The sequence below is a fragment of the Shewanella sp. MM_2022_3 genome, assembly GCF_022557375.1.
Classification (GTDB): domain Bacteria; phylum Pseudomonadota; class Gammaproteobacteria; order Enterobacterales; family Shewanellaceae; genus Shewanella; species Shewanella xiamenensis.
Genome location: NZ_JAKZGV010000018.1, coordinates 1 through 15,883, shown reverse-complemented (window position 1 = coordinate 15,883; position 15,883 = coordinate 1). Strand labels below are relative to the sequence as shown.

General features: G+C 45.5%; 12 protein-coding genes. 7 read left to right on the top strand and 5 right to left on the bottom strand.

Features of this window, described 5'->3' with window-relative positions; all coding sequences use genetic code 11:
* Positions 1 to 40: 40 nt before the first annotated feature.
* Positions 41 to 2,269 (bottom strand): M3 family metallopeptidase, encoded by a 2,229-nt coding sequence (locus tag MMG82_RS11385; RefSeq protein WP_241406867.1) that lies wholly within the window; start codon positions 2,267 to 2,269, stop codon positions 41 to 43.
* Positions 2,270 to 2,542: 273 nt separating this feature from the next.
* Here MMG82_RS11385 and MMG82_RS11380 point away from each other — a divergent pair, with 273 nt between their 5' ends.
* The 5 genes from MMG82_RS11380 (at position 2,543) to MMG82_RS11360 (ending at position 7,812) form a co-directional block, all read left to right on the top strand.
* Positions 2,543 to 4,138: a dipeptidase gene (locus MMG82_RS11380; RefSeq protein ID WP_241406866.1), complete on the top strand. Its 1,596-nt coding sequence runs from the start codon at positions 2,543 to 2,545 to the stop codon at positions 4,136 to 4,138.
* A gap of 569 nt (positions 4,139 to 4,707) precedes the next feature.
* Positions 4,708 to 5,157: a hypothetical protein gene (locus MMG82_RS11375; RefSeq protein WP_144346304.1), complete on the top strand. Its 450-nt coding sequence runs from the start codon at positions 4,708 to 4,710 to the stop codon at positions 5,155 to 5,157.
* A 75-nt stretch (positions 5,158 to 5,232) separates the two neighbouring features.
* On the top strand, positions 5,233 to 5,565 hold the full coding sequence (locus MMG82_RS11370) for a hypothetical protein (protein ID WP_144346305.1): 333 nt from the start codon (positions 5,233 to 5,235) through the stop codon (positions 5,563 to 5,565).
* A gap of 47 nt (positions 5,566 to 5,612) precedes the next feature.
* The gene (locus MMG82_RS11365; RefSeq protein WP_241406865.1) at positions 5,613 to 6,590 is read left to right on the top strand and encodes a transposase; all 978 of its coding nucleotides are present in this window, start codon (positions 5,613 to 5,615) and stop codon (positions 6,588 to 6,590) included.
* A 766-nt stretch (positions 6,591 to 7,356) separates the two neighbouring features.
* Complete coding sequence (locus MMG82_RS11360; RefSeq protein WP_241406864.1) at positions 7,357 to 7,812, top strand: hypothetical protein; 456 nt, start codon at positions 7,357 to 7,359, stop codon at positions 7,810 to 7,812.
* Between the two features lie 352 nt (positions 7,813 to 8,164).
* On the opposite strand, the gene MMG82_RS11355 is transcribed toward MMG82_RS11360, so the two are convergent.
* Entirely contained in the window at positions 8,165 to 8,365 is a 201-nt protein-coding gene (locus tag MMG82_RS11355) for a hypothetical protein (RefSeq protein ID WP_241406876.1), read from the bottom strand.
* Between the two features lie 357 nt (positions 8,366 to 8,722).
* Here MMG82_RS11355 and MMG82_RS11350 point away from each other — a divergent pair, with 357 nt between their 5' ends.
* Positions 8,723 to 10,819 carry a TonB-dependent siderophore receptor gene (locus MMG82_RS11350; RefSeq protein ID WP_241406863.1) on the top strand — a complete coding sequence of 699 codons (2,097 nt, stop codon included), beginning with the start codon at positions 8,723 to 8,725 and terminating at the stop codon, positions 10,817 to 10,819.
* A 253-nt stretch (positions 10,820 to 11,072) separates the two neighbouring features.
* Here the strand turns inward: MMG82_RS11350 and ggt are convergent, their stop codons facing one another.
* A complete protein-coding gene (gene ggt, locus MMG82_RS11345; RefSeq protein ID WP_241406875.1) occupies positions 11,073 to 12,812 on the bottom strand; it encodes a gamma-glutamyltransferase in 1,740 nt (579 codons plus the stop codon).
* 109 nt (positions 12,813 to 12,921) lie between these two features.
* On the opposite strand from ggt, the gene MMG82_RS11340 reads away from it, so the two are divergent.
* The gene (locus MMG82_RS11340) at positions 12,922 to 14,202 is read left to right on the top strand and encodes a GNAT family N-acetyltransferase (protein WP_047536746.1); all 1,281 of its coding nucleotides are present in this window, start codon (positions 12,922 to 12,924) and stop codon (positions 14,200 to 14,202) included.
* 108 nt (positions 14,203 to 14,310) lie between these two features.
* Here MMG82_RS11340 and MMG82_RS11335 read toward each other — a convergent pair whose 3' ends face one another.
* Positions 14,311 to 14,934, bottom strand: a complete 624-nt coding sequence (locus MMG82_RS11335; RefSeq protein ID WP_047536748.1) for a LysE family translocator — start codon at positions 14,932 to 14,934, stop codon at positions 14,311 to 14,313.
* 366 nt (positions 14,935 to 15,300) lie between these two features.
* The gene (locus MMG82_RS11330) at positions 15,301 to 15,729 is read right to left on the bottom strand and encodes a hypothetical protein (RefSeq protein ID WP_047536750.1); all 429 of its coding nucleotides are present in this window, start codon (positions 15,727 to 15,729) and stop codon (positions 15,301 to 15,303) included.
* Between the last annotated feature and the right edge of the window lie 154 nt (positions 15,730 to 15,883).

The window sequence follows — 15,883 nt, the reverse complement described above, 5'->3', positions numbered from 1 at the left end:
GGTAAAACGTCAGCATGGCATTTACCATGCTGACGGTTGATTACTCAGCAAGTAAACCGCGGCTACGCAACAACGGTTCGATTCCTGCCTCTTTTCCACGAAATTTTTTATACATCAACATAGGGTCGTCACTGCCACCCTTAGACAAGATGTTGTTGCGGAAGGCATCGGCGGTCGCCTTATCGAAAATGCCATTTTCTTTAAAGGCTTCGAAGGCATCGGCACCTAAAATATCCGACCAGAGGTAGCTGTAGTAACCGGCTGAATAACCGCCCGCGAAGATATGCGAGAAGTAAGTGCTGCGGTAACGTGGGCTGATCTCATTAATCAATCCCATGGCAGCTAACGAGTCGGCCTCAAACTTGGCGGCATCCTTAGGCGTGGTATCGGTTAGGGTGTGCCAATCTAAATCGAGCTTTGTGGCGGCCATATATTCAACGGTCGCAAAGCCTTGGTTGAACTTGCTGGCGGCTTGGATTTTTTTCACCAGTTCCTGCGGGATCACTTCACCAGTTTTGTAGTGCTTAGCAAATTGCGCGAGCACTTCGGGCTGAGTCATCCAGTTTTCGTTGACCTGTGAAGGGAACTCCACATAGTCACGAGGTACTGCTGTTCCGCCCTGTGAGCGATATTCGACATTGGATAACATGCCGTGCAGCGCATGGCCAAACTCATGGAACAGGGTGCTGGCTTCATCGAAGGTGAGCAACGCAGGTTCATTACCCGCTGGGCGAGGGTAGTTCAACACGTTGACAATAATGGGTTTAGAATCGACACCATTCATATGGTATTGCTTGCGGAACGAGTTCATCCAAGCGCCGCCGCGTTTGCTATCACGGGTAAAATAGTCGCCCATAAAGATGGCCATAAGCTTGCCGTCTTTATCATGCACTTCCCAAGTACGCACTTCTGGGTTGTATTTGGGTAAGTCGGTACGTTCTTTAAAGGTTAAACCATAGAGGCGATTGGCCGTATAGAACACGCCTTTTAGGGTGCTGTCGAGGGAGAAGTAAGGACGAGTTTGCTGCTCGTTAAAGCTGTACTTCGCAACACGGATTTTGTCTGCGTAGTAATCCCAATCCCAAGCTTGCAGCTTAAACTTGCCGCCTTGGCTGTCGATTAACGCCTGCATATCCGCAACCTCAGCCTTGGCTTGGGCAAGGGCTGCTGGCCAGACTTTGTTGAGTAAGCCATAGACATTTTCAGGCGTCTTGGCGGTGCGATCTTCTAACACAAAATCCGCATGGGTTTTATAGCCCATGAGCTGCGCACGTTCGGCACGTAGCGCGGCAATTTTTGCCAGAATGACTTTGTTATCATTGGCATTATTGTTATTACCACGCTCGATATAACCCTTATAGAGTTTTTCGCGTAGTTCGCGATTATCGGCATACGTTAAAAATGGCGTGATAGACGGGCGTGACGTGGTAAATACCCATTTGCCTTCGTGGCCACGCTTTTTCGCGGTTTCGGCGGCGGTGGCAATCACATCGGCGGGTAAACCAGACAGGTCAGCTTGCTTATCAATCACGAGCTCGAAGGCATTGGTTTCAGCTAACAGATTGTCGCCAAAGGCTAAGTTAAGCTTGCCGATTTCTTCGTTCAGGGCGCGCAGCTTGGTTTTATCCTGCTCGCTGAGGTTAGCACCGCCACGAGTGAATGATTTATAGGTGTCTTCCAGTAATTTGGCCTGAGCCGTGTTGAGCTTTAGGCTGTCTTTGCTGTTATAAACGGCTTTAACGCGTTGAAACAGCTTATCGTTCAATAAGATATCATCTTCTGCCGACGATAACATTGGCGAGACTTCCTTGGAAATCGCTTGCAGCTCAGGAGTAGTATCAGCGCCAGTTAAGTTAAAGAAGACGTTGGATACGCGGGTGACGAGATCGCCCGAAAACTCCATCGCTTCAATGGTGTTGGCGAAGGTCGGCTTGTCTTTATTATCGACAATCGCTTGGATTTCTTCGTGTTGTTGGGCGATACCCGCCTTAAAGGCAGGGAGGAAATGCTCGGGCTTAATCTTATCGAAGGCCGGTATTTCCATAAACGTATCATAGGGTTTAAAGAATGGGTTGCTGGCATTTTGGCTGATGATCTGTGCCGACATGGCATTCGGTGCGACTTTCGCCTGCGCCGCAGCATCGCTATGCTGTGCACTGCAACCGCTTAAGGCGAGGGCGAGCGTGATAGCGCTAAAGGTCAGTGTGATTGCGCGTGGTTTGAGTGTTCGCGCGTTAAGGGCCTGTGATTTTAGGCTTAGTCCCTTCATGTCAATTCCCCGTTAGGTGATTATTATTCTATCGGATTAATGGTACAGCAAGCCATTAATATTATTTTAAGCTGACTGTTTAGCATGTATCCGACTAAGGGTTCCATCGATTTTGTGTTTTGTTTGTAACAAATGGTTAGCCTGCGGTTTTTAACGGAAGAACTATGGCAAACTGAGCCCCGCACTAAGGCAATATTCGGCAAAGGATAAAGCCATTACTTTGGTGCGTTTGAATGTAAGTCCCTCATCATACAAATAATAAATAGGACCTCTATGGAATTGCTTCAGTTTAACTGTACGAGCCTCTGTCGTCGTTTTTCTTATTCCCTATTAGCCGCTGCGCTGTGGACATCGCAAGCAGCAGCGTCATCAACTAGCATTAGCCAAGATGCGCTTAAGGTGGCCGATTATGCGGTGAGCACCTATGACGCACAGATGGTCAAGAGTCTGGCGCATTTAATCAGTTTTAATACCCAAGCAGTGGAGGGGCAAACGCCCGATACCAACCCCGCTTTTATTGGTTTTAAGTCGAGTTTAAAAAGCTTGAGCCAAGAACTCGGGCTCGATTATGCCGACCACGGTTATGTTGTATTGATTGGCCTCGATGCCAATGTTGTCGATGCCCAACGCTCACAGGTTGAGAAATTGGGAATCGTTACCCACGGCGACGTGCAACCCGCCAATCCCGCGCTCTGGACTAAGAGTCCTTATGTGCTGGATACCGAGTCTGAACCTGGCAAGCTGATAGGTCGCGGTACCGAAGATGATAAAGGCGCGATTGTCACCGCCATGTATGCGATGAAGGCCATCAAAGATAAACAACTCAAACGGGAAAAACGCATTGAGCTGTTGGTGTATTTAGCCGAAGAGTCCGATTGGGATCCACTCAAAGCCTTTTTAGCCCATTACACTCCAGCGCAGATGAATATCACCATAGATGCCGAGTATCCTGTCGTCACCGCCGAAAAGGGTTGGAGTAAGATTGGCTTTACTGTACCGAATCTTGAGTCAACGCAGGAGCTGGGCGTCGCAAAAGTTCCTAGCTTAACGGCATTCTCAGGCGGCTATTTTGCTAGCCAAGTGCCACAGCAAGCCGAGGCGCAAATTCATGCCATTACCCCAAGCTTGTTTGAACAATTACAGGCGAGCGCCGCAAAGCAGCAGGGGATGAAGTATCGATTCGAGCGTACTTGCGAGCAGGCCGTGTGCGACTTGCATATTTTTGCCGACGGTAAGGCGGCCCATTCCTCAACACCAGAAGATGGGGTGAATGCCGTGACGCATTTGGCCTCGCTACTTCAGCCATACACTTGGCCTAAAACCACTGCGGCTTTGACGGTCGCCGCCATGAATGAGTTAGTAGGGGTGGGGATTTATGCCGAGCAGTTTGGCGAACTGGCCTATAAAGATGATTTTATGGGCGCTTTAACGCTGGTCCCCACTGTCGTTGCGCAAACGAGTAAAGGGACTGAAGTCACCATTAATTTACGTCGACCAGTGGGCAAAACGCCTGAGTTACTCTCAGCCCAAGCCAAGGACGCGCTGAACAAATGGCAAACTGAGCATCAAGTGACACTCATCGACGTGGAAAGTTATTGGGGCGAGCCTATGGTGATGAAGGACGCGCCACAGCAACAAACTCTGCTCGACGTGTTTGCCCACTTTACTGGCATAGCCGACCCTAAACCCGTTGCGATTGGCGGCTCAACTAATAGTAAATTATTCCCGAATGCCTTAAGTTTCGGCCCCGCCATGCCGGGCGTGGAATACACTGGCCACACCGAGAAAGAATTTATTACCCATAAACAGTTTATGCTGAATCTGAAAATGTACACCGCCGCTTTTATTGAGTTAACCGCCGCAAAATAGTGTGCTTTTTAATGGGCTTGATTAATTAAAGCGATGGGTAAAATACAACATAGGGTGAAAGGCGCTGATTTCACGCCAAAACTCATCGGTTTATAAGATAATGGCGGCTAATCCGAAATAGCCGCCATTGCATTTAATCGTTAAAACAAGATAACAACTGTTTATCCGGCTAAAAGTTATTGCCCCAAAACGAGTTAACTCGTTGTCTGTGGCGCAGTCAAACGCAGACTTTTTCGCCTACAAATTTTCATCCATATATCTCAAATGTTGCAATGTTTTGGGATGCCTAAAAACTGGACAGGCATACAGTCATATCGGAATCATGACGATTTTTATTCCAACTTCGTGCGCGTTTTCACATTCCAATATGAATAAATATTCTTAAAATCATTCAATTATAAAACCTATGGGTTAGATAATAGGTTTGGGAAACGCGCATGCGCGTTTTTCCAGATGGTGAATTTAGCAAAATGCTGATAAGTTCATTACATACAAATAGTTAACTGTGCGCGTTTTCACTGGTCCAACGAGGTAAACGCGCATGCGCACGAATAAAATGTTAGTGGTCAATGATGAATCGAATCCTATTTTTTATCTTTGCTCTTCTGAGCTCACATGGGATCGCTGAGGAATCAGAAGCTCCAGAAACTATCTGGTTAGAATCAGATGAAATGGTTTCTTGCATTCCACGCGAGTTAGGCCGCGACGATGTTCTCCGAGTTAATCTTAGTGAGCATCACGGTAAGGAACTTGCCTTATACAGGCACGACGAAAACCTATGGCTATTTTTGGTAGTTGGCTCACCGCCATCAACCATGAAGTCTTTAATGTCTTCTCAACAGTTTGAAAGCGCAAAGAAAATTGAAATATCTCCAACCACAACAGGGTATCGGTGGGATAACAAAAGCGCTAATGAGACGATATTTTCTAAACCTGGGAAATATACCCTCTATGTAAGTGAAAACTTGGAAAGTGAGGACGGCGGCTATAAATGCGAGCTATTTGTCAAAGGCCACTAACAAGCAAAGGCAGCATCGCCCTGCGGGCTGGACGCGCTAACGCGCGCCGCTGCTTTGGTAGTTATGAGGCAAGCCATGTCTGAGTTACGTCGCCTTGTCGGTGAACATTTGGTTGAACTTTCTCTTGAGGGTGGAGAGTTATTTGCTCGTTTTGGTTGTGGCAGCCTCAGAGCATTTACGCCGGCCTCATTGACAGGGCCTGTAAGCGAGCTGGTTGGCAGGGTGGTCCAATCAATAAATTTTAAAGATTCAGTGGCATTGATCTTAATTATGGGTGGCGGCGCTACTATAGAAATCTCATTAGCTCCGAGCGACTACAGTGGGCCTGAAGCATTTTGTGCAAGATTTAACGATGGGGTGATTGTGGTTGAGAATAAAACTGGACACCCAGCCTTAATCGAGCGGTAGTTAATCTTCGACTATGCTTTGGTTAAGCATTGAACAAGGAGGTTTGTATGCCGCGCCCTCGTAGAGCCCAGATAAGTCTTGAAGATACACCCTATTACCATTGCTGTAGCCGCGTTGTTCGGCGGGCTTTTTTATGTGGTGATGATAGTTACTCGGGTAAAAACTATGACCATCGCCGTTCTTGGGTGGAGTCATTATTATTTGAACTTGCAGACGTTTTTGCAATTGATGTGGCGGCCTTTGCAGTGATGTCGAATCATCTGCATCTGGTGCTGCGGGTGGATATTGACAGTGCTAATCGTTGGACTGACCGCGAAGTGCTTGAGCAATGGCATAAGTTGTTTAAAGGCGATGAGTTAACGCAAAAGTTCGTTAAAGGTGAGTTGGTCGAGGCGTATGAGGTCAACCGATTAAAGCACTCAATCGCCCTTTATCGCGGTCGATTATGTGATATTTCATGGTTTATGCGCTGTCTGAATGAACCGATTGCAAGACAAGCAAATCAAGAAGATAACTGCACAGGTCGTTTCTGGGAAGGTCGGTTTAAATCCCAAGCATTACTCGATGAAGCCGCAGTATTAGCCTGCATGACTTACGTTGATTTAAATCCGATTAGAGCACAACTCGCTGATACACCTGAACAATCCGACCATACCAGTATTCAACTACGTATTCAGGCCGTATTAAAAGGTGAGCAGCCGAGCAATCTCCTGCCATTTATTGGTCACGAGTGCGACAACCAACCCAATGGCATTGCGTTTGTCTTAACGGATTACCTTCAATTGGTGGATGATACCGGCCGAATCATTCGCAATGATAAACGTGGATGCATCAGCGAAAGTAGCGCCAAGATACTGAACAGATTAAATATTCCCCATGATAATTGGCTCAAGCTGACCACCGAGTTTGGCAAACTATTTCATGGGCCAGTGGGCACATTGCAAGAACTGACCTATTACTGCGAACATCTCGAAAAGCGACGACGGCACTTTGCATCAAGCTGCCAGCACTTGCGCTGCAACTGACAACGACTTATATAACTTCGAAAATAACCCTTGCTGAGTATCTCCTAAGAGCTGGGATGATTTATCTCGTCTGAAATGCCCGATTTTTTAAGGGATTAGCGCAATTTATTGCCTCAGATGCTGTCCCTATAACTTTTGATGGTTCTTTTTTAACAATGTTAACTTTTACAAGTTGTAGGCAAACTGAAAGTGCATTATGTTGTTGATTTAAAATGGGTGGCTTGATTTATCGGTGGGCAATCAAATTGATTAGAATATTATCACCAAATTACGATTAATGAAGATAAAGAAGCCAACCGAGCGTACCATCAATGACTGACTCACAGTTTCGAGTTGCACCAAATTTCGATTTTTACACTGAAGTAGTTCTCGAGCAAGCAGATGTAATGTTTGCCACCTTCTTCGTTAGCAAAATGACCTCTAGCTAACTCCAACATCAATATGTTGACCAAATTTTAGTAATACTACAGAGTTCTGGCCTTATCTGTTATCTCCCCCTAGCTAATAAGAAAATCAGGTATGAGTGTTAGCTTGAATACGCGGCAGAAAAGCGACAATAATCAGTCGAAAGTGAGCATGACAGAATTAGAACGGTATCCGATATCAAGTGATTACCCGCTGAACTGTATAAAAAATAGCTACCAAAAAAAGCCAATTCCTTTAGCATCATTTATACCTGTTGATATAGATTTGGCGGCAAAGTCAAACAACCGATTTTTGCCCTGTAAACAGCGCAACATTTAAATACTAAGATGTTAGGAGAAAAATGCGTTCACTCTCGTACTTCGTTGTAATTGCTCTAGGAACCTATATTGGCTACCATTTTATTGGGCTTGCTGCATTATATTTTTGGGTTGGCATTATCGAAAACATTCAAACGCCATCACCAACTACTGCAAAAATAATAATTTACTTACTTTCTACTCCGGGCTGGGCTTTTATGTTGTTTTTGCTTTTTCGTGTTTATATATGCGTTAGACAAAAACAGATTATTGTCCCGAGCAGCTATACGGGATTATATTACAAAATAGGGATTGTTATTGCCTTTGTGTCATTTCTAGCGTTTCTTGGTACATTTGTTAGTGTCCTTGGCCTGCCTGCTGGAGGAATGTCTGGAGCACCACTGGCAATGGTAATATTCCCAGCGGGCCTAATATCTGCAGCTTTAATGCTGCGCTTCGAAATACCAGAAATCTGGCGGCATCTGTGTAATGCCTCCTAACAAGAAAATTTTGTCGCCTGAAAAGAGCACGAACTTGGACCTCTATTCACTGCAGCCGCATATTCAGGTACTGTACGTATTATTACAACCATGGCTACAATTGGTCTTAAGCCATAGGAATTCTAATCCGAAACTCATCAGTTTGAGTTAATAACCTAACTCATTTATGTCCCAATGCGAGTCAGTATCTTCTTTAAGATCGACATCCGAAATGACAGTTGAAACCAACACAAATCCAACTGTCTCTTGAAGAGTTCTTCTGGCGAAACAACTCATTGCGATAATATTTTCGCTCTAAATTAACTGTTGGAATAAATCCTGATCAGTTAACTGTATTAACTAGAGCTTGTGACTATTCCAGGGGGATGCTCGGGGTTGTGATATCAGCTTTTAGCACTAAGACAATCAAGAAAATAACGCCCAATAACGGGAATAATCCCAGTATCGCGCCTAGCATCCCTGTGAGCTTAGGATGTGTCGTTTTTTTGCGACCGAGTGAATAACTCAATATGCCGAAAAACATCATGCTGGCGAAGAGCAACAGCAAGAACATTGACACAATAAATTCCTTTTTAATTCATATGTTAGAGCTGGATAATATAGAGTGAGTTAATGCTAAGTCAATCTTATTCATAAGGATTGAACGCATGGCGGTAAGCAATAGGTGAGTTTATCTATTGCTGAGTGAATCCTAAACGCCCGTAAAACAGAGAGTATCGAATAAGATCTAGATGGCGATCTAGTTAGCCATGCTACATAAACCAACATTGAGGCCCGCCTTCAGCATGTGATGTTCCCAGCATTTTACGAATTTTAGAGTGTAAATGTAGTGAGAATTGTTATCAATTGATGTGTATTGATAATTATTTTCAATTAAAATGCATCTCTCAAACAACAATGATGGGGAATCATGATGCAAAAAACGCTGTTAGCTACACTCATTGCGAGTTTTTTATTCGCACCAAGCACCTACGCAAGTGAAGACAAGTCCGCGACTAATATTGAGGTCATTAGTATCAAGGGAAGTCGTTTAGATAAGGCCGCAACAGCAACAGGGTTACCTTTAACTCTGCGGGAAACGCCACAATCCGTTACCATTATCGATCAAGAGTTTATTCAAAGTTTTTCACTCAATAGTGTCGCGGACTTAATGTTTTTAACCCCTGGCATTTATGCTCAAAAAGCTGAGACCAACCGCTATTTCTTTAGCTCTCGCGGTAATCCGATTACTAATTTCCAGTTTGATGGTGTGCCCGTTAACTATTCGAGTTTCTTTAATGACGCCTCAACTGACACTATATTATTTGACCGCGTCGAAGTGGTCCGCGGAGCAACGGGACTCTTAACAGGAGCGGGCGAACCATCGGCGGCAATTAACCTTATCCGCAAACGTCCTAAAGCGACACCTGGCGGCTATGTCAGCGCAAAAGTCGGTTCATGGGATAGCTACCGCGTTGAAGGCGATGCCTCTGTTGATGTGACGGATAGTGGTGCTGTGCAGGCTCGTTTTGCCGCTGCCTATGAGAAATCAGATAGTTATATTGATCTTGCCAAAGATGAAAACCTCCAAGTTTATGGCGTGATCATGGCAAAACTCAGTGACAGTACCTTATTTACCCTAGGTGCTGATTACAGTGACCGTGATCCAAAAGGCTCAACTTGGGGTGGTCTTCCTCTATTTTATGCTGATGGCAGTTTGGCCAATGATCTACCTCGATCGACCACAACCGCAGCCTCTTGGTCGAGTTGGCAACGTAATGGCGCGAATGTCTTTGCCACGCTTCAACATGATTTTGATAATAATTGGGACCTTAAATTTGACGTCGAACATCGTGAAGATGAGATGGACGGACACTTGCTTTATCTTTATGGCGCGCCGGATAAAACGACAGGGTTAGGAATGGGGGCATCGGCGATGATCTATCAATCGACCCGTAAACAAGATGCTGCGCGACTATTTGCTTCAGGGCCATTTGAGCTCTTTGGCCGCGAGCATAAATTGACTGCGGGTTTATTGTATTCTAAGCAAGACACAACCGCAGATTCCTATTACCCATTGAATAGCATAAGTATTGGTAACTTCTTCGAATGGGATGGCTCAGTTGCCGAACCTAATTATCCGTCGACGCCAATCTATCAAGAAGGTGAGGAAATTCAAAAAGGGGCCTATCTCGCGACCCAAATTAATTTACATGATCAATGGATGTTGTTACTGGGTGGCCGCATTAGCCAATATAAGTTTGAATCAAACGCGGCGGCTGACTACAACAATAGCGATGTCTTTACGCCCTACGCGGGCCTTATATACAACCTGAACGATAGCATCTCGATTTACACCAGTTATACCGAAATTTTCCAGCCACAGGATGCAAAAGACGCGAACAATAAGCGCTTAGATCCCATGACCGGAAATAATATAGAACTGGGTGCGAAAGGGGATTTCTTTGATGAGAAACTGACCGCTAGTATTGCCGTATTTAAAGTGCAAAAGGAAAATGTGGCAGAACGTGACCCAAATTATCCCACGCCTCTACCAGATGGTAGCTATCCAATGCGTGGAGTGGACGGAACCACTAACCAAGGTTATGAAGTTGAGTTAAACGGTAGACCAGTAGAAGATTGGGATCTGTTTTTCAGCTATACCCATAGTACATCGGAAGATCAAGACGGGGCAGCCTTTAGCACTCATCTACCGAAGGATTTGATTCGTTTATCCTCGCTTTATCACTTTGATGGTGCACTCGCGGATCTGACAGTCGGTGGTAACTTAAGCTGGCAGAGTAAAATCTACAAAGATGACGCAGGTCCCAATGGCGAGCGTTCCGAGCAAGATAGCTATTATCTAGTCAATATGATGACAAGCTATCAACTGACAGACGATGCTAAAGTTCAACTAAATATCAATAACTTATTTGATAAAAAATATTACTCCAGCATTGATTTTTACAACCAAGGTTTCTTCGGTGAACCACGGAATATTGAGTTAAACCTAAGCTATAACTTTTAAATAATCATTCCTGTAAGTTAGAGCTGTGAATGCCGTGTCTATTACAACACGGCATTCACATAACTAGGTGGTCGTAAGGTTCAACATTCGCTGAAAATAACCACTTTGCTTTGTTGGTTTGCCCGATCCTTGCAGAGATAATCGATATCCGCGACTTAGTTTAAATGTTCTTAATCAAACCGGGCGCTTGGCCTTATCTCCAATTCATTGCTTCCATGCCTTTATTACATATCACTTGTATGCCAATCAGCGATTAGTAACCGACGGCTTCGCTACCTGAATGACGGGGATCGGTGGCGCCAAATATCCCTTGGTCTGTCACCATAATGGATTGAGTGCTACCCATGGCCGATTGCACACTCACCTTATGGCCTTTGGCTTCGAGTAATGAAATGGTATCGCGGTTCAGGCTGGTCTCGACCCGCAGTTCATCGGGGAGCCATTGGTGATGAACCCGCGCAGCATTGCTGGCTTCGGCAATGTTTAAGCCGTGGTCAATTACGTTCATAATGATTTGCAGCGTGGTGGTAATGATGCGTGAACCGCCTGGGCTGCCCGTTACTAAGAAGGGTTTGCCGTCTTTCATCACTATGGTGGGGCTCATTGAACTTAATGGACGTTTATTACCTTCCACCGCGTTGGCATCGCCACCCACTAAGCCATAACCGTTAGGGGTGCCTGGTTTAGCGGAAAAATCATCCATTTCGTTATTGAGTAAAATTCCCGTGCCTTTGGCGACTAAGCCAGAGCCGTAGCTGAAGTTTAAGGTGTAAGTGTTGGACACCGCATTACCCCATTTATCGACCACCGAGAAGTGCGTGGTTTGGTCACTCTCATAGGGCGCTAGATTACCGGGTTTGATTTCTTCGCTTGGCGTTGTTTTGTTCAGGGCAATTTGGCTGGCAATTTTTTGGGCGTAGTCCTTATCCGTTAGTTGCTTGACGGGTACTTTATAAAAATCGGGATCGCCTAAGTATTCGCTGCGATCGGCGTAGGCATGCTTCATGGTTTCAGCCATCACATGGATAGTTTGCGCCGTATTGTGACCGAATTTATCGATAGGGAATTGCTGCAACACATTAAGCATTTCAATAATATGCACACCACCTGAAGATGGCGGTGGCATCGAAACCACCTCATATCCTCGGTATTGACCACGAACGGGTTCACGCTCAACAGCTTTGTAGTGTTTTAGATCTTCTAAGGTAATGATACCGCCAGCTTCTTGCACGGCCTTAACCAGCTTTTCTGCGGTTTCACCTTCGTAGAACCCTTTGGTGCCTTTCTCGGCGATGAGTTGCAGGGAGTGGGCGAGTTCTGGCTGCTTTAAAATATCATCCACTTGGAAGTCGCTACCGTCGGCCTTATAGAAGATGGCTGCCGTGCTTGGCCATTGACTCATGCGGCGCTTTAAGCCTGCAAGGGATACAGCCAAATCTGGGCTAACGCTAATCCCTTCTTGTGCCATTTTGATGGCGGGCGCAGTGACCTGTGCCATGGTCATCGTGCCATATTTTTCAAGGGCTAAACTCATGCCCATTACGGTGCCAGGTACACCGACAGCAAGGCCATGTTCACGGCTTAATTTAGTCACCGCATCGCCATTCTCATCGAGGAAAATGTCTTTTTTCGCCTTTGATGGCGCCATTTCCCGATAATCGATAGCGATAGTTTTATTTTCTTTGGCCAGATGAACGAGCATAAAGCCACCGCCGCCAATATTGCCAGCACGGGGTAAGGTAACCGCTAAACTGAATGCCACCGCCACCGCAGCATCGACGGCATTACCGCCTTGTTTCAAGATTTCAACCCCTGTGCGACTGGCCAAGGTTTCTTGGCTGGCGACCATGCCATGTTTTGCCCATACGGGTTGTGCCGTGGCCATTTGGCTGAAAATCGAAGGCTCTTCAGCATGGAGAGTGGGCGAAGACAATAAAGGCAGTGCCATGGCGATGGCGAGAATTAGAGGTCTAAAAGGTACTGCGCGGCGCATATTCAATCCTGAATTTATTTTCATTATGACTATGCAATGTGCCGAGAATTAGGCTTAATTGCAACCTTGGATCTTGGCTTAGTGTGTTTAACGGATAAGAATTCAACTCATGAGACAACTCATTTTCGCTTTTGCCAGCGCGGCGCAGAGTATTGACGCCGATAATTGGGATAGCTTGATGGGGAGGGATAATCCCTTTGTCCGACATGCCTATTTACTGAGCTTAGAGGAGAGTTTGTCGGCCTGCGCCGCCACGGGGTGGCGTCCACATCATCTGTGTGTATTCGACGCCACTGGCAGTGAATTAGCGCAAGAATTAGCGCCTGATACCGTAATAATGAGTCCAAAAGATGCCGCAGATTTTATGGATTTACCCCTGCTGGCATTGATGCCGCTTTATCAAAAATCCCACTCCTATGGCGAATATGTGTTTGATTGGGCGTGGGCGCAGGCCTATGAGCGTCATGGCCTTGAATATTATCCTAAATTATTAAATGCCATCCCGTTTACCCCTGTGCAGGGGCGGCGGATGGGGCTGTCGCCTACGCTTTCAACCGCGGAAATCAAGCTGCTAGGTCTCGTCGTATTGTCTTGTTTAAATGGGCAATTAGCGAATGCGAATGCGAATGCGGATACGCCTATGTCCTCTTGGCATAGTTTATTTGTCTCGTCTTCGCAGCAAGCACTATTTACTGAGGCATCGAATCACACCGCCCTTCGGCGTCTAAGCACTCAGTTTCATTGGCATAACCGTGGCTATGCAGATTTTGCAGCCTTTTTAGCGGCGCTCACCTCCCGTAAGCGCAAAAATATCCTTAAGGAGCGCGCTCAATTACAGCCCTATGGTTTGCAATATGAGTTTGTTGCGGGAGCGGAGATTAACAGTCAGCAATGGCAGCATTTTATTGAATGTTATCAACTAACCTACCTTAAACGATCCGGCCATCGCGGCTACTTAACCCCGACATTTTTTAACATGATCGCCGAGCGTTTGGCCGAGCAGATTGTGCTGTTGGTGGTGAGTGATGCCAAAGGGCAGATGGTTGCGGGCGCGCTGTATTTTACGGGCCGCAACGAGCAAGGGCAGACGTGCCTGTTTGGCCGTTACTGGGGCAGTATTGTCGAGCTTGAGGGATTGCACTTTGAGGCCTGTTATTATCAGGGCATCGAATATTGCATCGCCCATGGCATTGATCTATTTGATGCAGGCGCGCAGGGCGAACATAAAGTACTGCGTGGGTTCGAGCCTGTGGTGCTCTATTCCTACCACAATATTGCCCATCCTGAATTTAAGCGGGCGATTGCGCATTTTACCGAGGAGGAAGCTGCGCAAATGGAAGTGTATATACAGCAGATGCGTGAGGTATTGCCCTATAAGAAGGGCCAATAGCCACCATAAACCTAAAGCGTCGTGTCAACAAATCCGTTGGCGCGATGCGAATGATGCTATACAAAAAGTGATGTGCTAAGCACATATGACTCAAGACGGCATGTTTGATTAGCTCATCGCTAACCAGATCCCAACACCAATCATTAGGCTGCCGGCGATACGATTTAGCCAACGAATGTTATCGCCGCGACTTAAAAAGATCCGCAAACTTTTGCCACCACTAGCGTAGGCCAACATAGAAGTAAACTCTGTCACCATAATAATACTCAGTAGAGCAAGGAGCTGCGGCGCGACTTCCCGTTCTGCATTAATAAAGGGCGGTAGGAGTGACACCATAAACGCCCAACCCTTAGGGTTGGCAATGGCGGTAATAAAGCCCTGTGAAATTAAGGTAAAGTTACTGGCTCTTGGATTAGTGTCATCATCGCTGAGCATCGCCATCTTGCCTCGAGCACGCCACATCTGCACACCGATATAGCCTAAGTAAATGCCGCCAACCCATTTAAACACCTGAAAAACCTCAGGATAATTAAGCATGATGCTAGCTACGCCCATGACTGCCGCTGTAGCGACCAAGGCAACTCCCACAAGCTCGCCGAGCATCATCCACAGGGTGCGGCGAACACCAATGCTCATCCCGAGTGTCATGGCGAGTGTCATACACATACCCGGTGTGATAGAAACAAAAAAGAACGTCGGAATAAAAACAGCGAGTAAGGCAAAGTCTGGCATGGTCTAAGCGGTCTATATGAAATTAACTAGAACGCTAGTGTAATGAAAATGCTTAAGTTAGCCAACGTAGACAGGATGATGTTTCTTTTTCTATGGCTGAATGGGGTTACTTACCGCTAACTCTCTGTTTCTAATGTGGGGGAGTGAACCATCAGGATGATTGCCAAGAGCTAGTAGTCCAATTTACAAAAAGAACAGTTATGGCTTGTTTAAATAGGATTTCCTGTAAACAAGTCTCTTGTAATCGTATCGTTTAAAGATGAGCAGGCTATGCTCGCGTTTTTACATGTGATTAACCGTGAACCCAATTAGGCTGATATTGATATAAGACTTTTAAAACAGTGCTTTTTAAATAATCAATTATGTTTAAATGAGCAATTGTGTAACTTCAGGTTCGCATTCGGTATCAATTAAATATACGCATTCTTGGCTAACAATATAATAACTGTATAACTGAGTGTAAATGTGTTTGCCTAGTTCACCATAACAATCAAGCCGGGTATTTTTTACCGACTTCCATATCGGCCATGGCAACCTAAAATATTCACTGTTTTTTGTGCTGATGTTTAGGTCTTCATCTAACGGAAAGGTAATATTACGATTACCAACATGACTCAAATAAGTCTGATAGCTTGATTCATCAACTACCTGTAATCCCGCAATGGTATCGAAATGGATTTTCATGGTCACAGAGTCTTGCTGCCAACTAAGTGTTAATGAAAGATTATCTAGTTGGCAATGTACTAATGGATAGGGCTTTAGCGGAGTCTTAAGTGGAAACCAAGGCTGATACATGGATTTTTCCTCAATTTTTGAATAGAAAGCAGCTGAATAGAAAGCAGCCTAAGCATAAAGGTCATATTAAGTGTCATTGCAGTTTTATGGCAGCGAGATACGGTAAATTATGTTGATGTGATTTAGTGATTAAAATGCAGCATAACTTATTCAA